The sequence below is a fragment of the Nannocystis sp. genome (assembly GCF_016714285.1).
GTDB lineage: Bacteria > Myxococcota_A > Polyangia > Nannocystales > Nannocystaceae > Nannocystis.
The window spans coordinates 151,608-176,773 of the sequence record NZ_JADJNN010000010.1 but is presented as its reverse complement, the minus strand read 5'-3'; the positions used below and the strand labels follow the sequence as shown (position 1 = coordinate 176,773).

The following is a 25,166-nucleotide window of genomic DNA, read 5'->3' as shown; positions in this document are numbered from 1 at the left end:
CCGCGACAGCACCGTCCCGGTCGTGAACAACGAACACCGGCATGCCCGCGACGGCACCGTCAACAACGGGCCACGCCGCCTCGCTCGCCAGCGCGGTCGAGCGGTACACTCGCCGACCATGTCCAGCGAAGCAGCCCGCGTCACCGTCAGCATCGAGGCCGGCGTCGCCGACGTCCGCCTCAACCGGCCCGACAAGCGCAACGGCCTCGACCCCGCCATGTTCACCGCCCTGATCGCCGTCGGCGACCAGCTCGCGGCCGACAACAGCGTGCGCTGCGTCGTCCTCTCCGGCGCCGGCAAGGCCTTCTGCGCCGGCCTCGACTGGCCCGCCTTCCTCGCCCTCGGCGACGAGGGCAGCCGTGCCCTGCTCGCGCGGGACCCCGGCTCGCCCGCCAACGTCGCCCAGCGCGCCGGCTGGGTCTGGGCCGAGCTGCCCGTCCCCGTCATCGCCGCCATCCACGGCCCCACCCTCGGCGGCGGCCTCCAGCTGGCCCTCGCCTGCGACCTCCGCATCGCCGCCCCCGACGTCCAGCTCTCGGTGATGGAGATCCGCTACGGCCTCATCCCCGACATGAGCGGCTCGCAGACCCTGCTCCGCCTGCTCCGCCCCGACCTCGCCCGCGAGCTCATCTACACCGGCCGCATCGTCCACGCCGACGAGGCCGCCCAGATCGGCCTCGTCACCCGCATCGCCGCCGACCCCCACGCCGACGCCCTCGCCCTCGCCCGCACGATCGCCGGCCACTCCCCGCAGGCCATCCGCGCCGCCAAGCGCCTGTGCAACGAGGCCCCCCTGCAGGACCCCGCCACCTCCTTCCGCCTCGAGACCGACCTCCAGCTCGGCCTGCTCGCCACCCCCAACCAGTTCGAGGCCGTGCAAGCCGCCCTCACCCGCCGCCCGCCCACGTTCCGCGACCCCGAGTGAACACCGGCTTGCGAGGCGGACGAGCCACCGCCGCACCACCCACGTTCCACGACCCCGAGTGAACGCCGGCTTGCGAGGCCGGACGAGCCACCGCCGCGCGCCCACGCATCACCCGCGCTCGCACGCGGGTGGCGTTCACGGCTTCGCGGGCACCGCCGTCTTCGCCTCGAGCTTCGCCCCGGTCTTCGTCTCCGTGCGCGGCTCGGGCTTGGGCTTGGGCGGCTCGAGGCGCCGGTCCCACGCCTTCTTGCGCAGGTTCGGCAGCGGCACGAAGGCCCCCTCCGGCAGCGGCGGCAGCCCGTGACGCGCCCGGATCGAGTCCGGCAGCTGGCCGTGGACCGCCGTCGCGCACTTCTCCACGTGCTGCCGCTCCTCGCGGCCAGTGTCGTACAGCAGCTTGTGCGGCACGTACCAGCCCTGCTTCGCGACCACGTCGGGCGGCGGCATCTTGTACGACACCTTGAACAGCTCGACCTTCTCCGGCATCACCCCGCGGTGCGTGCGGGCCCACTCGCGGCACAGGTAGCGCCCGTACCACTTCTGATACACGTCGCCCTTGCCCGCCTCGCCGCCGATGACCCGCCGGTTCATCTTGCGCATGCGGTCGTTCCAGATCCACGGGATCGGCATCCGCTCGGGCGCGTACAGGTCGGTCCGCATGTCCCACGCCTCGCCCTTCTCGTCGGTCAACACGATGCGCATGAACACGTTGTGACGCGGCGGGTTCGGGGCGAACATCCCCCACTGCTGGTCCATCTTCGTCGCGAACACCCAGGTCGAGAACGCCTCGCGGCTCTTGCCGCGGAAGCTCGACAGCGAGTCCTTGTCCGGCATCTCCCACAGCGCGATCGCGGTGACGTGATAGACGATGATGAACCCGACCAGCAGGCGCCCGCCCGGTCGATAGGCCCACGGCGCCCGCGGGTGCCCCGGCGGGTCGTCCACCGGCACATCCGCCTCACGCTGCGGGCGGTCCGGCGGGTTGAAGGTCAACCCGAGGACTGCCAGGCGCCGGTGCACCCACGGCACCTGCTGCAAGATCAGCACCGCCGCCAGCCCGAGGTTCACCGCCACGCGGATGAGCTTCACCGTCTCGGCCGTCTGCGGGTCGATGAAGCGCACCCCCATCAGCCACAGGTACGCCCCCGCCAGCGCGGCCACCAGCGCCAGCTTGCGGGCGAAGCCCGGCGTCCCGCGCTGCGCCTGCACGTAGCTGACCGCCACCGCGATCACCCCGATCGCCAGCACGAACCACCCGAAGTGCAGCCCGGTGCTCGCCCCCGCCGCCGTCGCCTCCCAGCCGAGCACGCTCTGCTTGAACCACGGCACCAGCGGCCCGCCGTGGATGAACGCGCCGAACGCAGCCAGCGCGATAAACCCGTAGATCAGCCGCGGCGGCAGCTTGCGCCCGTCGCGGAGGTGGTGCGGCAACCTGCGGTCCTCGGCCGGCAGCGGCAGCTCGCCGCGGCGCACCGTCGCCGGCATCGGCACCCCGATCCGCGCCAGCACGCCCCCGAAGAAGCGCAGCACCCGGCCCGGCTCGTCGCCCTGCAGGCAGAACAGGTACGTCGACATCATGATCGGCGCGAACATGCCGATGTTCATCAGCACCAGCAGCTGCCCGTGGAAGATCAGCCCCAGCGTCAGCCACACCCGCCGCCCGAGGAACCAGCGACAGAACCACTCGCGGTCCAGCACGTAGCTCCGCCCGCGCAGCCGCACCCGCAGCCGCCCGCTCCCGAGCAGCCACCAAAACCCGCCGACCACCCCCATCCCGACCAACCAGCTCGCGGCGAACACCCGCTGCATCTTGACCAGGCTGAGCCCGCCCTTCGGCGGCACGTAGTGCACCGGGTAGACCACCAGCACCACCGCCAGCACCAGCAGCCCGAGCCCGAGCCAGCACGCGCGCACCGCCCACAGGCGCCCGCCCTGCAGCGGCGCCAGCCGCTCACGCAGCCCCCAGCGCGTCACCAGCCCGAAGACCATCATCGGGAAGAACGCCTCCCACCAGTGCGTGACCCACGTCGCCAGGCGAAACAGGTTGGTGCCGATCACCGACGACACTTCTTGCGGATAGAACCGATAGAAGTGGTCCATGTTGAGCGCGTAGTACAGCGTGTCCCCGGCCGCCCACACGTGGCCGTTCTTCACCGTGCCGGTGAAGCAGTAGAGCACCCCGAGGTTGCACACCATCAACCAGCGCGGCCACGCGGGGATCAGCCGGTACACCGCCGCCAGCCCGCGCGGGTGCTCGGCCGAGGGCACAAGCCCGGCCCCGCCGCCCGGCCCGTCGCGCTCCGACAGCAGCCCCTGCTTGCGCAGCCTCCGACACCGCAGCCAGTTGTCGATCGAGTACGCGTGCCCGCTGCGCGCCAGCAGCAGGTAGCCGAAGAACACCCGGTAGACCAGCTCCGTGCCCTCCCAGAACAGGTAGTTGCGGACGAAGAAGCTGTTCATCAACAGGAAGCTCAGCACGCCCATCACGCGCGTCTTCCAGCCCAGCATGAACGCCACCGTCACGAAGTAGAACGCGAACATCTGCGCCCACATCGCCCGCGGCGTGTCGAAGAAGTACAGCAGCGAGTACTTCGGCCCCTTCAGGAACTCGAGCACGCCGGACACGTCGAAGAAGCCGAAGGGCTCCCCGGTCTGCCCCTCCCCGAAGCCCTTGAACTGCCCGCCCGCCGACTGCGTGCGCGCGGCGTCGGTCAGGAACAGCCCCTCGTCCGTGAACAGGAAGTCGAAGTACTCCCACAGGTCGTTGATGTTGCAGATGCAGAGGAACGCGAACACGATGCGAAACAGCGCGATCGGCCGCGGGTCCTCGCTCGTCAACCAGAACCTCCGCCAGCGCTCGCCCTGGATCGCGAAGATCAGATAGGCGAACACTGCGCAGCCGAGCAGCAGCCAGCCGACCGTGGGAGACAGCGCGATCGCATCCTGGTTGGGGATGCGATCTCCGGCGAATGCGAGGGCCGCGAGCATGGACCCCGAGTGTCACGGCCCCCACCCGCGCCGCGCAAGGGGTCGGGCACAGCAAAGGCAGCGTTCCCGCGCGCCCCCCGGGCGAAACGCCCCGCGCCCGACAAACAAATTTCTCGCCGCTCGCGACACCTCGCACCCCGCTCGCTGACAATGCCATCCGAGGGCATGTGACCGCCGACCCCGATGACGCCGCGCTCCTGCGCACCGCCGCCGCTGGCGACCAAGGCGCCCTCACGCGGCTCTATGCGGCCCACGTCGACGCCCTCTACGCCTTCGCCTTCTACCGCTCCGGCCGCGACGCCGCGATCGCCGAGGACATCGTCCACGACACCCTCCTCGACGCCCTCCGCCACGCCGCCAGCTTCGACCCGACCCGCGGCGCCCTCCGGGCCTTCCTCCTGACCCGCGCCCGCAACGTCGCCCGCACCCAGCTCCGCGACCACCACCGCAGCCACGCCCTCGCCGCCGCCTGGGCAGAGCGCGAGACAACGCTCGCGCAGATCTTCCAGGCCCTCGGCAACGACACGCCCAGCGAGGAGCTGCTCGCCCGCGCCGAGACCCGCGAGCTCGTCCACCTCGCCATCGCCGGCCTCGCCGACAACCACCGCCGCGCCCTCACCCGCAAGTACCTCCACGGCGACTCCCTCGCCGACCTCGGCCGCCAGCTCGACCTCTCCGACGACGCCGCCAAGTCGCTCCTCGCCCGCGCCAGGCGAGCCTTCCGCGACGCCTTCGACGCCCTCCGCAACGACGCCCCCGCGCCCGCTCGCAGCCCCGCTGCTCACCTCCGGGAGGTCCGCGATGCCCCGTGAAAAACCCCCGCAAGCGCCCGGCGACGCCACCCTCGACCGCCTCCTCGCCATGTCCGCCGACCCCCCTCAGCTCGCGCCCACCGCCCGCGACCGCCTGCTCGCCAGGCTGCAAGCGTCACGCGCCGCCGAGCTGACACCACCCGCCGCCCAGCGCAGCCCCAAGGCCACCATGTCCCCCACGCCCCCGCCGACCCGCCTCCGCATCTCCGCCTACGCCCTCGCCGTCGCCGCCTCCGGCCTCCTGGTGTGGGGCGCCGCCTCGTTCAGGCTGCCTGAAGGGACAGGTCCCGAAGCACATGTCCCCGGGGCCAGCCAGGACGCGATCGCCGGCTTGCGCAACGACGCCGCCCGCCCGCGCCAGGTGACCCTCGCCGACGGCAGCACCGTGCTGCTGCGCCAGGGCGCCGAGCTGCGCCAGGACGGCCCGCGCAGGCTCCACCTCGTCCGCGGCGAGGCGCTCGTCGAGGTCGCCCCCGACCCCGAGCACACCCCCTTCACGATCTCCAGCGCCGCCGGCGACATCACCGTCCTCGGCACCAAGTTCCTCCTGCGCGAGTCCGGCGGCGAGCTGCTGGCCGGGGTCCTGCGCGGCGAGCTGCGCCTCCACAGCGCCGCCGGCGAGGCGATCCTCCAGGCCGGCGAGACCGCCAGCATGGCCCCCGGCGCCGCGCCCCTCAAGCGCCCCAGCGAGCGCCTGAGCCACGAGGTCGCGTGGGCCCGCGACGCCCTGCAGGACGCCAGCGACGAGCTCAAGGCGATCCGCCGCGGCAACCTGATCGCCCGCTTCCCGACCTGGCCCGGCGAGTGGCCGCTGCCGCTGCGCAGCATGGACGTCGACGTCTACGTCGAGGACGGCGTCGCCCGCACGACCATCGACCAGACCTTCTTCAACCACACCGACTACCAGCTCGAGGGCGTCTACAGCTTCCCGCTCCCCGCCGACGCCGCGATCGCCCGCCTCGCCATGTACGTCGACGGCAAGCTGATGGAGGCCGGCATCACCGAGCGCCAGGAGGGCCGCGAGATCTACGAGTCGATCGTCTATCGCCGCCGCGACCCCGCCCTGCTCGAGTGGATGCAAGGCAACGAGTTTCGCATGCGCGTGTTCCCGCTGCCCGCCCGCACCGAGAAGCGCATCCTGCTCAGCTACACCCAGCCGCTCGCCGGCCTCTACGGCGACTACAGCGTGCGCGTCCCGATCCCCGAGCTCGACCTCCCCGTCGGCACCCTGCGCTACCGCATCCACGTCAAGGACCGCACCCTCTCCGTCGACTCCTGCTGCGTCGAGCTGGCCGTCCGCGACGTCGGCGACGAGCGCATCGCCGAGGCGACCCTGCACAACGCCACCATCGGCGAGGACCTCGCGCTCACCCTCTACCCGACCACCAAACCACCCGCCGTCACCACCGCGACAATGGCCGACCCCGGCGGCGACTACTTCATGGTCCGCGCCCGCCCCGAGCTCCCCGGCAGCTCGCAACACACCGCCCGCCGCTGGGTCGTCCTCCACGACACCAGCGCCTCACGCTCCCCCACCGAGCTCGCCGCCCAGTCCCGCTTCCTCCGCCTCCTCCTCCGCGAGCTCGACGAGGCCGACCGCCTCACCCTCCTCGCCTTCGACTCCACCGTCCGCGCCCTCCCCGGCGGCTTCGCCCGCGTCGACGCCCTCGACCTCCCCGCCGTCGACAAGTTCCTCGCCCGCGAGGGCCGCGATCACGTCGGCGCCAGCAACCTCGCCGTCGCCCTCGACCACGCCCTCGCCCTCCTCGACGCCGACCCCGGCAGCGAGGCCCCCCACATCCTCTACCTCGGCGACGGCATCCTCAGCGAACCCGGCGACGCACCCCGCAAGGCCCTGCGCGACCGCCTCAGCAACGGCAACAGCCCGCGCGCGACCTTCATCGCCGCTGCGTTGGGCGACGAGCACGACCTCCCCCTCCTCGACGATCTCAGCGCCGCCACCGGCGGCCTCCGCGTCCAGCTCACCGCCGGCGCCGACCTCCGCTGGCAGGCCCTCGACCTCGCCGCCGCCCTCAACACCGCCCGCGTCCACGACCTCCGCGCCAGCCTGCTCGACGCCAGCGACCAGCCACTCCCCGGCGAGCCGATGCTGTCCGCCCGCTCCGCCGCCGACGGCGAGTCGGTCGTCGTCCTGTCCCGCGGGACAGGTGCTTCAGGACAGGTCCCAAAGACCATGTTGATCGAGGGCCGCCTGGCCGGCGCCGCGTGGTCGCAGCGCGTCCAGCTCCCGCTCGCGAAGACGGACGCCGCCTACCTCCCGCGCCTGTGGGCCCGCGCCCGCGTCGCTGCCGACATCGCCGCCGGCGCCGAGGCCCACAAGGACGAGATCACCGCCCTCGGCCTCGAGCACTTCCTCGTCACCCCCTTCACCTCGCTGCTCGTGCTCGAGAACGAGGCGATGTACCGCCAGTTCAAGGTGCGCCGCCCCGACGCCGCCGGCTGGGCCCACTACGCCGCCCCGGCCGAGATCAAGGTCGTGTATGAGCCCCGCGGCGCCGTCACGGCCAGCCCGGGCCAGATCGTCCTGCGCCAGCCGATCGACCTGGTCGGCGCAGCCCAGCAGTACGGCGGCGACTTCGAGAACGCCCAGGACGTCTGGGGCGGCCTCGGCCTCGTCGGCTTCGGCCGCGGCGGCGGCGGCACCGGCGAGGGCACCATCGGCCTCGGCCTCACCGGCCTCATCGGCCGCGGCGGCGGTGGTGGCTCGGGCTCAGGCTACGGCCGCGGCGCCGGTGCCGGCTTCGGCGGCCGCGGCACCCGCGTCCCCGCCGTGCGCATGGGCGACATCAGCTTCGGCCCCACCGTCCCCGACACCGCCGCGTCGCTCGACGACCGCTTCGTCACCGGCCGCGAACTCAACAAGAAGACCAGCTCCTGGGGCCGCGACGAGGACGCCGCCGGCGCCTCGGCGAGCCCCGCCCCCGAGGCCTCCCGCAGCGCCTCCCGCAGCGCCCACTTCATGCCCGACTTCGCCAACGCCGAGTCCCGCCGCCGCACCGGCGCGAGCATGATCAGCGGCCGCCCCCAGCCGCTCGCGCTCAGCTACCTCGAGGACCCGCGCCTCGGCGACCTCGGCGAGCACGTCCCGGCCCTGTTCGAGGACGGCTTCGACCGCCAGCGCGAGCGCCTCCTCGCCGCCACCGCCGCGGTCGCCGAGGGTGAGATCAGCCCCGCCGCCCGCGAGCTCCTGACCCGCGCCCGCAGCCAGCTCGCCCCGGCCCGCTACACCGTCGACGGCGGCACCCTCGCGATCGAGGCCGACGGCCACTTCACCCGCAGCCGCCGCATCGGCGGCTACCTCGACGAGATCGTCCGCTACGACGGCCAGAGCCTGGTCGCCACCTACCCCGAGCTCGGCCTCGCCGTCGAGCGCCGCGTCGGCCTCGCCGAGCCCGCCCTCCTCAGCCAGTGGGTCCCCTGGCTGCTCCCCTCACCCGACACCCTCGCCCGCTGGTACGTCGTCAGCCTCCACGGCGACCGCACCCTCCGCCTGCAACAGCGCGGCAGCGACGAGACCCTCGACCTCGAGCTCGACTCGGCCCTGCGCCTCTCGATCCTGTCCCAGCGCAAGGGCGACCAGCTGCTCGCCCAGACCCGCTTCGAGTACGACAGCAAGGGCCTCACGATCGTCGCCGACGACCAGCGCACCCGCCTCGAGCTCACCACCATCCCACCGATCTCCAGCACCACCAGCGAGCTCACCACCCTCACCCTCCCGCTGCGCAGCGACGCCGAACTCACCGCCGAGCTCGCCACGATCCAGCCCGAGGACCCGCGCTGGCGCCCGCTCCAGCGCGAGCGCCTCGCCAGCCTCGCCGCCCTCGGCCAGACCCACGCCCTCTCGCCGATCCTCGCCGAGCTCCGCGCCCACAGCCCGCTCACCCGCGGCGAGCTCGTCCTCGCCGGCCCCGGCGTCCTCCTCTACCCCAACAAGACGATCGACGCCGAACTCGCCCAACACAGCGACGACCCCATCGCCGCCTACCTCGCCGCCCTCCGCCGCGCCCGTCGCAACCAGCTCGCGCCGCTCGAGCAGGTCGCCCGCGCCAACCCGGGCTCCCTCGTCGGCCTGCTCGCCAGCCACGCCCGCGTCCTCGCCGACGTCCCGAAAGGCATCAACCCGCAGAGCCTCGCCCGCCTGCAAGACTTCATCACCCGCTACCACCACCCCGAGCTCGCCTACATCGCGACCCAGCAGCTCGTCGGCAACTACTACTGGCGCAGCCCCGGCGCCCCCGCCCCCGCGTGGGAGGCCCTCGCCGCTGCGTACCCCGAGTGGCGCCCCGCCGCCCTGCACGCCGCCGGCGTCGCCTACCAGTACACCGGCAACTGGGCCATGGCCGGCGAACGCTTCGAGCAGGGCCTCGCCGCCGCCGTCGACACCGGCCAGCTCCCGATCGTCGACTGGAGCGTCCGCTCGGCGATCGATCGCGCCGGCGGCCAGGCCGGCTGGCGCCTGCAGTGGAGCCGCTGGCGCGACGCCGTGCAGAAGTCGGGCGACGCCCGCCAGCTCGCCGCCTTCCTCGCCGCCGCCCAGCAGCTCGGCGACACCAGCGAGCTCCACCGCGTCATCGTCGGCGCCAACCTCGAGCACCTCGACCCCGACGACGGCGCCCGCCTGGCCCTCACCCTCACCCGCGCCGGCCTCCCCGCCGACGCCCAGCACGTGCTCCGCCCGCTGCTCGCCGAGCACCCAGGCAACCCCGGCCTGCTCGCCCTCGCGGCGATCCTCGCCGAACACACCGGCGACCTCGCAGGCGCCGCCGACCTCGGCGAGCGCGCCCTCGCCAGCGAGTCCGAGCTCCCCCTCGCCCGCCTCCGCGCCGCCTACCGCAGCCTCTTCGACCTCCGCGCCCGCGCCGCGACCACCCAGGACCTGACCCAAAAGCCAGGTGAACGCGCCCCCCTCGCCGCGACCACCCAGGACCTGACCCAAAAGCCAGGTCAACGCGACCCCCTCGACCTCGCCCTCGACGTCGCCGCCCGCTGGCGCGCCGAGGACCCCGACAACCCCGAGATCGACGAGCGCTGCGCCACCCTGCTGTGGACCGTCGGCCAGCCCGCCGAGGCCATGCGCCACCTCGACAGCATCGTCGAGCGCCGCCCCGCCGAGGGCAGCGCCCACGCCACCGTCGCCCGCCTGCTCGAGCGCGAGGGTCGCTTCGATGAGGCCGATCTCCAGTGGCAGCAGGCCACCGCGGTCGAACCCACCGACCCGACCTGGCTCGTCGGCCGCGCCCACAACCGCCTCGCCCGCGGCGACGCGACCACCGCCCGCGCCCTCGTCGAGCAGGTCGTCGCCGGCAAGTGGCAGGACCGCTTCTGGCAGCCCCAGCAGGAGGCCAAGAGCATGCAGACCCAGCTCGCCGCCCGCAGCCCCTGACGTCCACCGACGCCGCTCGCCGCCCGCAGCTGACCTCAGCATCCACGCCGATGCGCCCACCGGCCCGCAAGCCCGGCGCGGCCAATTGTCCATGTCGGCGACCCACGGCGCTCGCGAGGCCCACGCGTGCGAGCGTCACCACGCGCGTCGAGAAGCCCGCAGATCCGGCGCGGACAGCGTCCCGCGCGATCGTCTCGCTTGACCCGCAAGTCCCTGCCCCGGTAGCGTCGGTGGCAGATCTTTGGAGGATAGTGGGTATGCGGATGGGTACGACGATCTCGAACAATGGTCTTGGTTGGCTGTCTCTCGGCGTGAGCGTGTGCCTCGGCCTCGCCGCGTGCGGCGATGACCAGGTCGGCACCGCCAGCAACGGCGCGACCGAGGCCAGCACCGTCGCCAGCAGCGACACCCAGGGCACCACCCAGGGCACCACCGCGCCCACCAGCGCACCCACCACCGACGGCCCAGGCAGCAACAGCATGGACGCCGACTCCACCCCGACCTCGACCACGCCCCCCGGCACCACCACCGACGTCACCGACACCACCCCAGCCACCACCGACGTCCAGACCGGCACCGACAGCCAGACCTCGGCCGTCAGCGCCTCCACCACCGACAACAGCACCACCACCGGCAACACCACCGATACCACCGGCGGCGGCTCGACCGGCGGCGACGGCCCCTGCACCGTATCCGCGGATTGCCCCAACGGAGAGGTCTGCGCCGTCGGCGTCTGCGTCCCCTTCGACGGCAACTGCGTCGGTGACAAGGATTGCCACGGCGACACCTATTGCTGCAGCAAGAATTGCCTGCCCAAGGGCGAGCAGCCCGGCGTCTGCATCGACTTCGGCCTCGCGCCGATCGGCGACTCGCACCAGGACTGCGAGGGCCTGGTCCCCGTCGGCCTGTTCCAGCCCTCCGTGCAATGTGAGTGGTCGGCCCCGCCGAACAACGACCCCTATATCAATCACCGCAACGTCCTGACCACCCCCCTCGCCGCTCCCCTGCCGCACCTGGGCATGGACAGCACCGAGCTCATCATCGTCACCTACAACTTCACCGACGGCGGCGCCCAGTCGGGCTACGGCTCCGACCCGAATTACTTCGGTGTCATTCGCATCCTCGACACCCGCACCTGCAGCCAGCTCGAGACCATCCACGACCCCAACAACAAGATGGTCGCCGCCAGCCCGCCCGCGATCGGCGACCTCGACGGCGACGGCACCCCGGAGATCGTCACCCACCGGGCCGGCACCGGCCTCGTCGCCTTCAAGTGGGACGGCGCCAAATACCAGACCTACTGGACCTCCCTCAACACTGGCGTCGTCAACCAGATCCGCTGGGACGGCCCCTCGATCCACGACCTCGACAATGATGGTCTCCCCGAGGTCGTCTCCGCCTCCGCCGTCTTCGACGGCGTCACCGGCGACCGCCTGAACCCCGGCCAGCTCATCCCCGGCGCCGGCGCCGGCGTCATCCCAGTCCTCGGCGATGTCGACAATGACGGCAACATCGACCTCATCGCCGGCTCCGTCTGGCGCTGGAACATCGGCATGAGCAAGTGGGAGATGGCCTACGTCGGCGCCCCCGCCAACCGCCACTACGGATACGCCGACTTCGGCACCCCCGGCCCGATGCCCAGCGACTTCGACCCCAAGAAGCTCGACGGCAAGGCCGAGATCGTCAGCGTCGGCTCCAACCTGGTCCGCCTCCACACCCTCAACGGTCAGCTCCTGCTCACCGCCGCGATCGGCAGCGGCGGCCCGCCGACCATCGGCGACTTCGACAAGGACGGCTTCCCCGAGATCGCCGCCGCCGGCGGCACCTCCTACGTCGTCTACGACCTCGACTGCAAGAACGGCGGCCCCGGCTGCGCCGCCCCATATATCCGCTGGACCCGCCCCTCCCAGGACGCCTCCTCCGCCACCACCGGCTCCTCCATCTTCGACTTCGAATTCGACGGCCAGGCCGAAGCCGTCTACGGCGACGAGTGCTTCGCCCGCGTCTACGAAGGCAAGACCGGCGAAGTCCTGTATTCCTCGTACCGCACCTCCTGCACCTGGTACGAGAACCCGATCGTCGCGGACGTGGACAATGACCGAATAGCTGCTTAGATCCGCCCTCCGAGCGCGTATTCGAGAGATTATGTCTTAAAGACCAGGCTATTTTTGTACCACGCGAGCGCTCGATCGTGGTTCGTTTTTTGGGTAGGACGGAGGGGCGATGCTGACGAATACCAAAGCGCGCGAGGCCAAGCCCAAGAGCGCGCGATACGAGATCACATGCGACGCCCTGCCGGGCTTCATCCTGCGCGTGCTGCCGACCGGCAAGAAGGTGTTCTTCGTCCGCTACCGGGACGCGGAGGGGAAGGACCACCGCGAGCGCCTCGGCCTCATGGTGCCCGGCTACGGCGTCGACGAGGCCCGCCGCGCCGCGATGAAGGTGCTCGCCCACGCCGGCGACGCGGACGCCACGCCCGAACCATCGCCGCGCCACGAGGCCCGTGCAGCGCGGAGCGAGCCGTCAGCGCCGCGCGTCGAGGAGCGCCCTGTCGCACGCACCACCAGGCCCGCGCCGCCCGTGCCCCACGTGGTCGAGCCGACAGCGCGCGCCACCAGGCGGCCCGTTGCGCGCACAGCCGAGCCAGAGCTCCACGTCGCCGAGATGACAGCGCGCACCACCAGGCGACCTACATCGCGCGTCGCCAAGTCGCCGCGCTCCGCCGAGCCCTCTCCTCCTCGAAGTCATCCGGCCCCCGACCCGAAGCCCGCGGTCACAGCCCCTGAGCCTGAGCCCGCACCAGCCCCACGCCGCGCCCCGGTGCTCACACTCGCCGCCTTCACCGAGCGCTTCATCGAGGAACACGTCAATGTGTACCTCAAGGGCGAGACGGCCCGGCACTACAAGTCCTCGCTCCGCAATCACATCCTCCCCGCCCTCGGCAGCAAGCCCCTCGACGAGATCTCCACCGCCGACATCGAACGCCTCCACCGCAGCCTCGCCGCCAAACGCAGCACCGCCAACTATGCCCGTACCGTCCTGAGCGTCGTCTTCGCCAAGGCCGAGCGCTGGGACGTGACCACCCGCCGCAACCCGGCGCAGCGCGCCGCTCGCTTCGAGGAGCGGGCCGTCGAGCGCTTCCTGTCCCCCGACGAACGCAAACGCCTCGAGACCCTGCTCACCGACGCCGCCACACACAAGCCCTGCCAGCCCGGCTACATCCAGCCCGACGCCATCTGGGCCATCCGCTTGCTCGCCCTCACCGGCATGCGCCACAGCGAGATCTGCGACCTCAAGTGGGACCAGGTCGACTGGAACCGCGGCATCCTCCGCCTCCCCGACAGCAAGACCGGCAAGCGCGACGTCGTCGTCTCCGACCAGGTCATCGCCCTCCTCCGCGAGATCGCCATGACCAAAAAGAACCCGAAACGCGGCCGCGTCGTCTGCTCCCGCACCGGCGACAAGCTCCACAGCCTCGGCCGCACCTGGCGCCGCCTCCGCGAGCTGGTCGGCATGCCCGACCTCCGCATCCACGACCTCCGCCACTCCGTCGCCAGCGACGCCATCATGCAGGGCGTCCCCCTGGAGGTCGTCGGCAAGATGCTCGGCCACCGCAACTACAAGACCACCCAGCGCTACGCCCACATCGCCGACACGGCCCTCCGCGACGCCGTCAACCTCACCAGCAAGACCATCCTCCAGTCCTCCCGCGGCCCCACATAGAGCTCTCGATACTCGCTACCGCGACTGGAGCGTCTCACCCCATTCAGCTCAGACACCGGTTCACCCGCTCACCACGCCCAGATCCGCAGACCGATGATGCCATGCCAGAGCAGGTAGAGCGTCATGCCGAAGCACGCGCACGCGGCCGCGCTCGGGACCAGACGGGCCGCGAGCGGTAGGGAGCGGCCGACCGCCGCCCGCACGGCCTCGGCGACGGCGGCGGCCGAGCAGGCGGCGAACACCAGCGTGCACACGCACAGGCCGATGCTCAGGGGGGTGGCGGTGGTGAAGGCCTCGCGTCGCACGATCTGCATCAGCAGGATCGGCATGGCCATGAACGCGAGCCCGGCAGCGGCCGGCCAAGCGTGCAGCGCGACTTCTCCGGGCGCCAGCACCCGCCCGCGCAGGCGGCGAATTCCGGCCACCAGCGCCCAGCCGAGGGCCCACAGCGGAGCGAGCTGGATCAGCGCGAGCGCCCCCTGGAGTGCGAGCAGCCGGCCCCGCGCCCACGCGTACGGGCCCGCCTCGAGGTAGGCCATGCCGGCCGCGAGGATCCTTCGCCCCTCCGCGTCGGTGGTCAGGCGAATGCTGGTACCACCCTCTCGCGCGTGGCGGTAACCGCCGTCGCCGGTCGGCACCAACGGGATCGTGCGGCCGCCGAGGAGCGCCTCGAGCTCGATCCCTCCGGGATCGGGGCGGACGCGGAAGCCGACCGTCGCCCGCTCGATGAAGCCGAACAACTCGCTGCGCGGGCTGGCATACCCATAGTAGCCGGTCGCGGCGGCGACCGCCTCCGGGTCCGGCTCGGCCGAGGGCGGCCGCGGCAGAGGGCGCATCCCGGCGGTGAGGTACGCGAACAGCAGCGCCCGAATCTCCACATACGCGCGCGGCGAGTGCGTAGCATTGAGCAGCATCACGTAGCCGACGCCGAGGTCCGGGAAATAGCGATAGCACGATAGAAAACCCGGCAGGCCGCCATCGTGCCCGCGCGCGCGCACCGGATGGAGCACATCACCATAGTTGCCGAGGCCGTAATTGGTGTCGGGGCCGCGATAGGGCACCGTCGCGGTCCGCTCGATGCGGGCGAGCGAATCGGGGCCGACGATCGCCGCTTCCTCGCCAGGGCGCAGCCAGAAGCGCACCAGCCCAGCAAGTTCGCGCGGCGATGACAGCAGCGCCCCGGCCGGCGCGTGGGCGATCGGGCGGAACACCGCCGCCTCCGCCGGGCCCACGTAGCCGGTCGCCAGCCGGTCTGCGAATTCGGGGGTGCGACGAAAGCGGGCCGTCGGCATCCCGAGCGGGCGCAGCACCTCGCGCTCGAGGTAGTCGTTCCACGTGCCGCCGGTGGCCAGCTCGATCGCGTGGCCGGCGATCGTGTAGCCCGGGTTCGAGTACGACATGCGACTGCCAGGCTGCCAGCGGGCGACCCGCGAGCGCGGGTTGATGGCCAGGGCGTCGCGCGGGGCCAGGCCCTCTTCGGCGTACCACTCGTTGAGGCGCATGTCGTCGAAGCCCGCAGTGTGCTCGAGCGCGTGCGCGAGGGTGACGGGCGCGGCGCTGTCCCAGGCGCTCGGCGGCACGACACCGGGCATGAGCTCGCGCAGCGGCTGGTCGAGCTCGAGGCGCCCCTGCTCAACCAGGCGCATGACGCCGAGGGCGACCACGCTCTTGGTGATCGAGGCGACCCGGAACTGGGTGTCGGCGTCGACCGATCTGCCGGTCCTCAGGTCGGCGACGCCGACGCCGCCGGCCCAACGGAGCCCCTCGCTATCGACGAGCGCCAGCCCGACGCCGGGCACGCCCTCACGCTCGAGCACCGCCGCGATGCGGGCCTGGAGCTGCTCGATCGTCGTCGGCGCGACGATCGATGCCTCATCGAACGTCGCCTGCATCAGCGCCGACTCGTCGAGCACCGGCGTGCTCTCCTTCGGGGAGGGCGCGTCGCTCGTCACGCCGACGGCGACCAGCACAAGTAGGAGCAGTGCGAGCGAGAGCCACCTCGCTCGCCTGGCCCGGAGGTCCGCGGCGCGCTTCATACGCGGATCATAACAGGCCGCGCGGAGAGTGCGGCAGCTCCAGTCAGTAAGTACCTGCCCGGAAGACTGACCCGCTGCCCCGATCGCGGCCACCGAGGTCGGCCCGCGCATCGCCGGTCAGCGCGACCCGCAGGTTGCGCCTAATCCTGCAGTTCCATATAGCGCCCGATCGCAACGGCGCTCAATACCAGCCCTTGAACGATGATCGCCGCCGCCACACAATGGCGGCGCGCGAGCGCCACGATGATCGTCGAGACGCCCGTGTGGACGAACACCCGGTATTCATCGTCGGCCTCGCACCCGATGGCAGCCTCGCCGGCGTGCGTGTTCTGGACCTGACGCGTCAGCGCCCGAGCGCCGCGCGCAGCCCGGCGAGCGCCTCGCGCTCGTCCTCCGACCAGTCGTCCGCGGCCGCGGCGAAGCTCTCGAGCGCCCGATCAACCAGCGTCGTGGGCCGCTCCGGATCGTCGGCCCACCCGCGTACATCGTCGAACAGATCCGGCGGGCAGTACGACCGCACAGCCTCGACGAACGTGTCCCACGCGAGCTCGTCGTCGGGGTCCGCGAGCACGGCCTGGGTCGCGTGGCAGGCCGGAATGTCGGCGAGCTCGCCACACACCAGCGCCGAGATCGCCGCCCACGCGTACAGCATCGACGCCGACCGGCCCGCGACCGCGTCGGCCAGCGCCGCGAGCGGCCGGTGCAGCCCCTCGGCGTCGAGGAAGCGCGTGCGCTCGTCCACGGTCAGCAGCGGGGCGAGGTCGTCGATCACCGCCTGCGCTGCCGCAGCGAGGCTCGCTCTCGTGGCGATCCAGTGCTCGAGCGCGCCGGCGCGGCGCGACGCCTTGACCTCGAACAGCCCGATCGGTGACGCGTCGTCCACGACCGAGCGATAGCACGGAGTCGACGCCGCGGTCGTGCTCCAACGCAGCACCTCCATGCGGATGCCTCATTTTCCGAGCGGACCCCGCGAACGAAGGGCCGAGACGGCGTCATGCAGCGTGTTTTGGAGCTCGCCGCCGAGGCGAGCACCGCGGGCGAACTTCAACTCGCGCACCAGCGCAAAGACGACACAAGCCCGAAAAGACTGGCCCCGAGGGCCATGGTCGAGGCCAAAATCGGTCTCGACCACGCCGCGAATCGCAGGGGACAGGTTGGCCCAGAGTAAGGCGTGATCCCAAGCTTCGGGGTGGTCGCCCGCGCACTCCAGATCGACGAGGCGGGCCGAGGCGCCATCGACAATCACGTTCCGTGGGAGCAGGTCTCCGTGCGAACGCGCGAGGATAGGCCAGGCCCTCAGGGCGGCGATTGCGAGTGCCGCGTCGTCGAGGTCGATCAGGCCCAGGGCGGCACCGCGTGCGAGGCCCGCGGTGCACCAGCCGAGGCCATCACAGGGATCCTCGAGCAGACGCGAGCGCACCTCTGCCAGGGTCCTGCCGTCCGGGACGAAGGATGGCCAGGGAGTCGTGGTCTGGGCTAGCCGGTGGCGGGCCCGTAGCGCCGCCGCCACCACGGTCGGGTCCACGTCGCGGGCGAGGCGACCAGGGACGATGGCCGAGCCTGCGATCCGCGCCAGCACCATCCAACGCGGTCCTGAGGCCAGAAGTTCGGGGGTGACGCCGCCCTCGCCAGAAGCGGCGAACGCGGAGAGCAGCTTCTGCTCACGCTCAAAGTACCAGCCCCACGGAGGCTCGGGCCGAGCCAGCCACTTGACCACCACGGAACGACCGTCGAGCGAGGCCGAGAGCACATGGCACTTGAGCGAGCGTGCCAACACGCCATGCACCTGCAGGGTCGGGAGCTGTTCGCGCAGATGGCCGAGGATGTTTGTGGTGTCGATACAGCTCATTCTAAGCTTCGACCTCGTCGAGCTTCATGCGGCGCTCGCGGAGGACACGGGCGGCCTCGGCGAACAGCGGAAAGCTCTCGGCATGGATGCGCACGTGCGAGGTCGCAGCACGCGGCGCCGGGCGCAGAGGCGACCATGAGATCGAGGCATCAACGACCGCCCGGCTGCTCGGGGGTGACAACGCGGCCCTCGCCTCGAGGAGGTTCGCACTGACGCCATCATCGACCAACTGCAGCAGTTCCTCGGAATGACCGCTCTCGTCGTTGAGCACCTGGATCGTCGGCCGCGTCTCGGTCGCGGCGAGAAGGTCGACCACCGCGGACATACGCTCGCGGTAGTCGCTCAGCGTCGAGTCGCCCACCACCCAGGCCCGCACGACCTCCCGGGCGGGAAGATCCGGATCGTCAGGGTCACGCGGCACGTCGACCTCACGAGAGAAGATCGTCACGGGTCCGACGCTCTTCTCCATCGTCCACCCCACGTTGCGCAGGTACGCATGCAAATCACCGGCTCGGATCGACTCGATCCTGGAAGGTCTGGGTGTTCATGGCGGCAACCCCACTACCTGGAGCTCGTATCCTCGGCGGTCCTACCCGAACCTCGCGGGGTTGTCGACCGCCAGCCCTGCGACCGCCACGACCTGTCGACGGCCCCAAGTTCGTGCTCGCCGCCCACGGCGTTCTCCGGCAAATCGCGCGCCCCGCAGACCTGGTCGAGAGCATCGAGCACAGCCGCGTCGAGGCCTACCTCGAGACCGACGCCGTCCGCGCCCACGAGAGCGGCCGCGGCTACGTCCGCCTCCACGGCGTGCTCCACCGCGGCCAGCGGATCGGCCGCATCGACCCGCTCCGCGCCCTGAAGCTCCTCGACGAACAGGCCGCCAACCTGCCGGCCGCCACCGACTGAAGCAGGACCACGAGGCCGTGATCCTCAAGATCGATCGCACGTCGGTCCCTCACGCCTCTGGATGCCCTGCCAACCACCGTTCGGCATCGGCAATCCAGCCGGCCCGCCCTGGGGAGGCGGCCTCGTCACGCAGTCGCTCGACGACCTCGCCGACGAGGGCCCGGGCGCGAACACGATCGCCACCAGCGGACCACAGCGCCTCCGCAAGGGCCAAGCGCAGCTCGGTGTATTCGGCGGGCGGCTCCCAGCCATCGCCGACCAGAGCCAGCGTCCGCTCCAGCGGGGCAAGTGCCTCTGCCGGGCGCCCGCGGGCCAGCGCCAGCAGACCCTGGGCGATCAGCGGCCGCGAAAGCTCGGGGAAACTCGGGCCCTGAGTGCGATCGAGGATCTCCACCGCACGGTCCAACTGCTGCCCCGCGATGGCGAAGTTCCCTTGCAGAATGTGCGCCCGCGCCAGGTGAGCCAGGATATGCGCCACGCGGTCGTGGTCCGGGCCCAGCGTGGCCTCCAGGCTTGTCAGCACCTGATCGCCGAGCTGCTGCGCCGCGCCAGGTCACCACTACGCAGCTCTACCTCTGCGAGGTTGGTGCTGGCGCGAATATAGTCGAGATGATCGGGCCCCTTGCTGCGCGCCACCAGCCGGCGAATGCGCTCGTAGATCTTCCCGGCCGCGGCGTAGTCGCCTTCATAAAGATCGACGGTGGCGAGCCCGTTGAGATGGGACGCCAGCCGCGCGTCCTCCGGACCGAAGGCAGCCTCGACAATCGACACAGAACGACGAAAGTCCATCTCTGCCGCGGCCAGGCGCCCCTGCTTGAGCTGGGTCCACCCACGATAAGAGATCGGTCGCGCAAGAGCGGGATGCTCGGGCCCCAGGCTGATCGCCCCCTGCTCGATCGCCGCCTCATACTCGATCTGGGCCAGCGCTTCATGCCGACGTCTTAGGTGCACGTCACCGAGGTCGGCTCGATATGCGGCGACGCGATAGCTGGTGGCATCGCTATCGAGCGCCACTGCGCGGTCGAGCTCGGCGAGGGCCTCGACGTAGCGCGCGAAGCGGAAGTGGAGACCTGCCAGGTTGGCGTGGAACTCGACCACAAGCTCGGGCGGGCTGCCAAGACGACGGATCACCGCGTGGGCGATCCGACTCCACATCATCCCCTCGGCGTCGTGACTCGGTAGCACGCCGACCGCGCGGATCAGCCGGGTCGCCGCGGCGGCCCGGACCCCGTCCAAACCTGCCTCGTCGGCGAGCTCGTACGCCGCGATCAGGCTGGTAACAGCAGCGCTCAGCGCCTCGTCGGCGAGCTCCGCGAACCCCAGCTGCAGCAGCGCCTCGGCGCGCAGGGAAGCATCGCCGGCAGCATCGGCCTGGGCGAGCGCGGCCCCGGCGAGCTCGCGGGCCCGGCTGTGGCGGCCGGCGTCGTTCTCGACACGCACCCGGGACAGCTCTTCGCTGACCTCGCGTACGGCCGCCTCGGACCCGATCATAGCGCTCTCACGCATGGCTGCCGCGGTGCATCGATTCGGCGGACGCAGATCGCTCGCTGCCTGTACCGCGTACTCAGCGACCCCGGCGTCGGCGTCGGCGAAGATGCCAACCGCGGTCCGCAGATCGGTCAGGTGCTCGTCGAGGCAATCCAGCCGCGCGTCCAGAAGCGGCCGCGGCTGCGTCTGATCGACGTAGGTCGCGTTACACACCGTCGCGTGCGCCTCGCGCCAGGCTTGCGCGTAGCGACCCAACTGCGCCTGGACGAGCGGGCCGGTCGTGCGCGCGTAGGCCAGACCGGTGGCGACCATCGATCGCTCAATGGCTGCCGCACGGCCCGCATTCCACACGCCGGCGATGCGCTGTTCGCCGTCCAGGCAGCGGGCCGCATGGGCCTCGGGCTGGTTGGCCACAAAGTACCCATAGCCGATCGCCACAACCACCGCACCAACGAGACCGGCCCACAGACCCGTGCGACGCGGCGTCCTCGCCCGCTCGAGCGCCCGGGCCAGCTCTTCCATGCTGGCGAAGCGCTGTCCGGCGTCTGCCGCGAGGCCCCGCACCAACACGCGGGTCAGCCGCTGCGGCACGGCGTGCCTTGTCTCCTTGAATTCCAGCGCACCGCGGGAGATCGCCCTCAACAGCTCGGTCGTGTTGTCCCCGTTGTACGGTCGATGCCCGAACAGACCCTCGAAAAGGGCCACGCAGAACGAAAACTGATCAGCACGATGATCGATCGCCGCGCGAGCCAGCCTCCCGGGGCCATGTACGCGGGTGTCCCAACCACCGCGCCGACGCGCGAGATATCGATGCGAAACACATCGGTGCCAGGGATGGCGACGCTCTCATACGATCGCGCGGTCGGCATCTCACCCGCGCTGGCGACCGTGGGGACGCGACGCGCCAGACCGAAGTCGAGGACTCGGACCCGCCCGTCCTTGCCGATCAGCACGTTCTCGGGCTTGAAGTCGCGGTGGATCAGGCCAGCGGCGTGGGCCGCCGACAGGCCACGCGCGGCATCCAGGAACACCGCAAGGGTCTCGCTCCAGCCGCGCGGGGCGCTCGCCCACCAATCTCGCATCGTCTGGCCGTCGACATACTCCATCGTGATATAAATGCGCCCCTCGAAGGTGCCGACATCGAAGACCGTGATGACATTCGGGTGAGACAGTCGGGCGATCGCCCGGGCCTCGCGCAACATACGGACCTGGTCCGCGCCCTCCGCGTCGAACAGCAGCAGCTGGAGCGCGACCCGGCGGCGCAGCTCCGGGTCATAGGCCGCATATACAATGCTCATGCCCCCGGCGCCGAGGCGCTCGAGTACGACATAGCGATTGATGAGCGTGCCGCGGGTGAACTCGAAGGCCGTGCGAACGTCGCCTGGGTCGCTGGCGGCAACGGTATCGCGCATCTCGATCGATGTCGCGGTCATCGTGGGGACTCTACACCAACAAGCCCGTACCCACGACGCCCGTGGATCGTGTCGCCGAGCGCAACGACGCGCACGAGCGCTCATCGCCGCCCAGCATCATCGCCCACACGACGCTCCTTGGTACCGCGAGCTCGTCGCGCTCAAGACGCGAACCCGCCGTGCTCCGCCGAACGATCGCGGCGTCTCCGCCAGCGGCCGCGCCGTCCAGGCCGCCCAGAGCGAGCCGAACCTCAAACTCGTCGACGGCCCCAGGTTCGTCGACATGCTCACCGCCCACGGCGTGCTCCTACAAATCGGCAAGTTCGGCGAGCTCAAGCGCCCCATGCGTGGTCTCGGACCGCAATACCGCGCCGGGCCACGGATCCGACTCGACAACGATCGGCTCCACGATTCCGAACTTTAACCTCGACTTACCCCCACATTCACTGCTCAACACAATAAATGTGCAAATCAGTCCCGCACTCTACGTCGTCGAAGAACGACCAGGTAGCGTCGACATTCTTTGTAAGCCCGGCGGCGCCGAATATCGTCTTTCCTGAGTTATCATCCCAGTCTCCGCAGAACGAGGAGCCGGGTACCGCGTCTCCAGACGCGAGCGTGCCCGTCCAGGCTCCGTAGTCTCGGGTTTGCGACATCTCGTCGACCATGATCGGGTTCTGCAACAGAGCGGTCGTGAGCGCTTCCCAGTTGGCCGCAATAACCAGTCCATTGACCAACTTGTAACGCCCCCACGAGTGAATCAAACGCTCGGCCACGGGCATTTTGGACGTGCTCAGCCATGCTCGGAAGGTCTCGAAACGCGGGAGATTTGCCTTCGCGGCGAGGCTCCGGCAACGTTGATCCGCGCCGTACAAGCCCCCCAACGCGAAACCCTTGTAGATTTCACTGCTAACGAAGACGATCGAGTCTGTCATGCACTTTTGGCAGCCGTCGTCCGGGGTATCGTTGCCATCGTCACAGGCCTCGTCCCCCTCCACCACACCATCGCCACAGACCGGCGCAGGATTGCCCGTACCGCTGCTGCTAGAAACACCGGTCTCTGAGCCCTGGCCCTCGCTTCCAGTCATCGGGTCAACGGACGTGCTTGTATTGTTGTCCTCCCCGGAGGTTCCGTTAGTGCTTGTCGTCGTGCTTGTCGAGGTGTCTAACGCCGCGGATGTCTCCCCGGTGCTGCTGTCCCAGTAGGTAACGCCATGCTCGGCAATAATCTGATCGATGCGCTCGACTGCGCAGCCGGTGCAACCGACGAGGGCGCAGCAGAGAAGGTGGACGACATGGAACTTCATGGTCTCGGTCCTCATTGCTCCACGCAGTACAGCCGATATTTCCAGTTGCAGAGCACAGTCAGGTAGTTGGTCCACTGCCGCTCGTCGTCCCACTGTGTCCAAACGTCAGCCGGTTTTTGGGGAACCGCGTTTCGACCGATCCGTCCCTTATCTTCGGGTGAAGAACTACTCCAACCCTTACAGTGCACCCCATCGAACACTTCCCCACTCGGGGCGGTTCCCGTCCATACTCGCTCCTCGCTCAGTTTCTCCCCGGTGTCTGTGACGACGATGCCATCACCCGGTCCATTGAGGACCAGATCGTTCCAGTCGTCCGCGATGCGCACGCCGTTGGGCAGCACGTAGGCGAGGTCCACGGTATCGATGTCGTGCTTGAAGTCCTGCGCAGGGCTGTGCTGGGCGTCGCTGATCCAGGCCATGAAGCTCGCCGAGTTGTCGAAGCCTGCCTTGTCTGCGAGCGCCTTGCACTTGAGATGGGCACCCTCGACGCCGCCAACCTCGCCGCCCTTGTAGGTCGTGCTGCTGAGAAAGACCAGGCGTGCGTGGTAGCGGCAGCCGCTGTCGCAGGGGACTCCGTTCGCCGGGAACTCGTCCGTGCCGTTGTCGGCTCCGAGGTCGCACTCCTCCGGGCCCTGGACGATGCCGTCGTTGCAGCGATCGCCGAATTGGCACATCGTCGTACAACCGCCATAGAGCTCGTTATTGTTGTTGGGACCGTTGTCGCACGCCTCCTTGCCGGCCCAGATCAGACCGTCACCGCAGGCCGCCAACTTGCACTCCAGGGTGCAAGCCCCCTGGTCGTCGTTCCGCCGTCGCCGAAGCCCTGGTCGCACTCCTCGCCAGGGTCGAACTTCGCGTCACCGCAGGTCGGCGACTGGGGGTCCGTGGTGGAACTGGACGAAGTCCCGGGGTCTGCGCCCGTACTTGTGTTGCCGGTGGCCTCGGTGGCTGTGCTGCCCCCACCCGAACTGGACGCGTCGGTGGTCGGTAGGGTCGTTGTCGGCACGTCAGGGCCCGAGGTCGATGTTGAGGATGTGCCCGTGGTGCCGGTCCCACCGTCGGGCTTTTCACCGGCAGCAGCTTCCCCACCGTGGTTACAGGCGACGGCGAGAAGGATCAAGGGGAGCCACGGCTGGAGCGAGCGATGATTAGGCATGAGAGACCTCGCGGTTATCGTCGGATGTCTCCAGGTTGCGGTCAATGCGCGGCTCCGAGCCGCATGCTGAGGGTCAAGCCGGCACCCCCATGCGTCCACCATGGTGCGAGAGACAGCCTCTGAGTACGCGCCGATCGCCGGGCAAGCACGAACAACATCGTTCCGAGCCCAGTCGCCACACCGGCAGCAACGCCGGTTCCGATCGCCACATAGCGCGCGTTCATGGCGTCGCCGCGAAGGTCGAGGAGTTTCGTGTACTCGTCCGTCGTGAGCGGGCGAGCCGCAGCTTCGGCATCGATGGTATTGGCTTGCGCCTTCCGCTGGGCCTCGACGACGATGCCGTAAGTCATGCCGCCGAGCAGCGCCGCTCCCAGCCCGAACGTGACGCCGCCCGCGATGCGGAGCTGACGCGGGGGGATCGAGTGATCGGTGGGAGCTTGCGCTGGCGGGGGCACGGCGGTGCTGGCCGGGGCGGGAGGGGGCGTGGGCGACGCCGTGATCACGGGTGGTAGCGGCGGTGGCGGTGCGCAAGCGTCTGGCCCGATACCGGCGAGTTGCTGCGTGACCTCTTGATGGCGAGCCCGGGCGCTGCGGATCTCGAGCATCTCGGGATCGTCCGGAAACGCCGTCGTCAGGGCATCCACGTGCGTCTGCAGGACCGCCTGCAAGCGACACAGCGGCCCGGGTTCACCGGTCGCATCGTACAGGTCGAGCAGCGTCGCCCGCATCGAGCCGAGCAGCAGCTCGCGGCCGGCACGATCGCGGCGTGGATCGGGCATGGTATTGTAGGCGGCCTGGAACTCCGCGAAGGCGGGCTCGAGCTGCCGGTTATCGTAGAACTGCATGGCCTTCGTGTTGTGCTCGCCAGCCTCGGGCGACAGCGCCGCAGGCACGGGGGCGATAGCAACGGCCAGGGTGATGACGAATGCGAGCATCACAGTCGGGGCGTAACCTTCACGGTGAACGTATGAATGAATGTAGTCTCGGCGCCGGGCGGCAAGGTCAACCGCTTCAGCGCTGTATCAACGCAGCTGTTGAGCGGGGTTGCCTCCTCTTTGACGACGCTCGCGGCGAGGTGCCCTTCCTGATCCGCGGTCACGCGCACCTGGACCCGCTCGGTGGCGCTCCCGCCACGGTCGACACATCGCTGGATGTCGGGC

General features: G+C 70.4%; 18 protein-coding genes. 6 read left to right on the top strand and 12 right to left on the bottom strand.

Going from position 1 to position 25,166, the window contains the following annotated elements; all coding sequences use genetic code 11:
• Positions 1 to 118 precede the first annotated feature (118 nt).
• A complete protein-coding gene (locus IPJ59_RS18955; protein ID WP_293272789.1) occupies positions 119 to 925 on the top strand; it encodes a crotonase/enoyl-CoA hydratase family protein in 807 nt (268 codons plus the stop codon).
• Between the two features lie 135 nt (positions 926 to 1,060).
• Here IPJ59_RS18955 and IPJ59_RS18950 read toward each other — a convergent pair whose 3' ends face one another.
• Positions 1,061 to 3,913 carry a hypothetical protein gene (locus tag IPJ59_RS18950; RefSeq protein ID WP_293272788.1) on the bottom strand — a complete coding sequence of 951 codons (2,853 nt, stop codon included), beginning with the start codon at positions 3,911 to 3,913 and terminating at the stop codon, positions 1,061 to 1,063.
• Positions 3,914 to 4,080: 167 nt separating this feature from the next.
• On the opposite strand from IPJ59_RS18950, the gene IPJ59_RS18945 reads away from it, so the two are divergent.
• From IPJ59_RS18945 to IPJ59_RS18930, 4 genes are all read left to right on the top strand, one after another.
• Positions 4,081 to 4,725: an RNA polymerase sigma factor gene (locus IPJ59_RS18945; protein WP_293272787.1), complete on the top strand. Its 645-nt coding sequence runs from the start codon at positions 4,081 to 4,083 to the stop codon at positions 4,723 to 4,725.
• Complete coding sequence (locus IPJ59_RS18940; protein ID WP_293272786.1) at positions 4,715 to 10,129, top strand: VIT domain-containing protein; 5,415 nt, start codon at positions 4,715 to 4,717, stop codon at positions 10,127 to 10,129. Before IPJ59_RS18945 ends, IPJ59_RS18940 begins: the two co-directional genes overlap by 11 nt.
• 257 nt (positions 10,130 to 10,386) lie before the next feature.
• On the top strand, positions 10,387 to 12,243 hold the full coding sequence (locus tag IPJ59_RS18935) for an FG-GAP repeat domain-containing protein (protein ID WP_293272785.1): 1,857 nt from the start codon (positions 10,387 to 10,389) through the stop codon (positions 12,241 to 12,243).
• 109 nt (positions 12,244 to 12,352) lie between these two features.
• Positions 12,353 to 13,852: a tyrosine-type recombinase/integrase gene (locus tag IPJ59_RS18930; protein ID WP_293272784.1), complete on the top strand. Its 1,500-nt coding sequence runs from the start codon at positions 12,353 to 12,355 to the stop codon at positions 13,850 to 13,852.
• A 68-nt stretch (positions 13,853 to 13,920) separates the two neighbouring features.
• On the opposite strand, the gene IPJ59_RS18925 is transcribed toward IPJ59_RS18930, so the two are convergent.
• The 5 genes from IPJ59_RS18925 to IPJ59_RS18905 all read right to left on the bottom strand — a co-directional run bounded on the left by IPJ59_RS18925 (position 13,921) and on the right by IPJ59_RS18905 (position 18,185).
• Complete coding sequence (locus IPJ59_RS18925) at positions 13,921 to 15,888, bottom strand: serine hydrolase domain-containing protein (RefSeq protein ID WP_293272783.1); 1,968 nt, start codon at positions 15,886 to 15,888, stop codon at positions 13,921 to 13,923.
• Between the two features lie 140 nt (positions 15,889 to 16,028).
• On the bottom strand, positions 16,029 to 16,163 hold the full coding sequence (locus tag IPJ59_RS18920; RefSeq protein WP_293272782.1) for a hypothetical protein: 135 nt from the start codon (positions 16,161 to 16,163) through the stop codon (positions 16,029 to 16,031).
• A 68-nt stretch (positions 16,164 to 16,231) separates the two neighbouring features.
• Positions 16,232 to 16,771: a hypothetical protein gene (locus IPJ59_RS18915; protein ID WP_293272781.1), complete on the bottom strand. Its 540-nt coding sequence runs from the start codon at positions 16,769 to 16,771 to the stop codon at positions 16,232 to 16,234.
• Positions 16,772 to 16,837: 66 nt separating this feature from the next.
• The gene (locus IPJ59_RS18910) at positions 16,838 to 17,737 is read right to left on the bottom strand and encodes a phosphotransferase (RefSeq protein ID WP_293272780.1); all 900 of its coding nucleotides are present in this window, start codon (positions 17,735 to 17,737) and stop codon (positions 16,838 to 16,840) included.
• 1 nt (position 17,738) lies between these two features.
• On the bottom strand, positions 17,739 to 18,185 hold the full coding sequence (locus IPJ59_RS18905) for a hypothetical protein (RefSeq protein ID WP_293272779.1): 447 nt from the start codon (positions 18,183 to 18,185) through the stop codon (positions 17,739 to 17,741).
• 212 nt (positions 18,186 to 18,397) lie between these two features.
• Here IPJ59_RS18905 and IPJ59_RS18900 point away from each other — a divergent pair, with 212 nt between their 5' ends.
• Positions 18,398 to 18,643 (top strand): hypothetical protein, encoded by a 246-nt coding sequence (locus IPJ59_RS18900; protein ID WP_293272778.1) that lies wholly within the window; start codon positions 18,398 to 18,400, stop codon positions 18,641 to 18,643.
• Positions 18,644 to 18,692: 49 nt separating this feature from the next.
• Here the strand turns inward: IPJ59_RS18900 and IPJ59_RS18895 are convergent, their stop codons facing one another.
• The 6 genes from IPJ59_RS18895 to IPJ59_RS18870 form a co-directional block, all read right to left on the bottom strand.
• A complete protein-coding gene (locus IPJ59_RS18895) occupies positions 18,693 to 19,166 on the bottom strand; it encodes a tetratricopeptide repeat protein (protein WP_293272777.1) in 474 nt (157 codons plus the stop codon).
• Positions 19,160 to 20,836: a tetratricopeptide repeat protein gene (locus IPJ59_RS18890; RefSeq protein ID WP_293272776.1), complete on the bottom strand. Its 1,677-nt coding sequence runs from the start codon at positions 20,834 to 20,836 to the stop codon at positions 19,160 to 19,162. The genes IPJ59_RS18895 and IPJ59_RS18890 overlap by 7 nt, the downstream gene beginning before the upstream one ends.
• On the bottom strand, positions 20,770 to 21,648 hold the full coding sequence (locus tag IPJ59_RS18885; RefSeq protein WP_293272775.1) for a serine/threonine-protein kinase: 879 nt from the start codon (positions 21,646 to 21,648) through the stop codon (positions 20,770 to 20,772). The genes IPJ59_RS18890 and IPJ59_RS18885 overlap by 67 nt, the downstream gene beginning before the upstream one ends.
• 338 nt (positions 21,649 to 21,986) lie before the next feature.
• Entirely contained in the window at positions 21,987 to 22,850 is an 864-nt protein-coding gene (locus IPJ59_RS18880) for a DUF4215 domain-containing protein (protein ID WP_293272774.1), read from the bottom strand.
• Positions 22,851 to 22,861: 11 nt separating this feature from the next.
• Positions 22,862 to 23,620, bottom strand: a complete 759-nt coding sequence (locus tag IPJ59_RS18875) for a hypothetical protein (RefSeq protein ID WP_293272773.1) — start codon at positions 23,618 to 23,620, stop codon at positions 22,862 to 22,864.
• 427 nt (positions 23,621 to 24,047) lie between these two features.
• A complete protein-coding gene (locus IPJ59_RS18870; protein WP_293272772.1) occupies positions 24,048 to 24,941 on the bottom strand; it encodes a hypothetical protein in 894 nt (297 codons plus the stop codon).
• Positions 24,942 to 25,166: the final 225 nt, after the last annotated feature.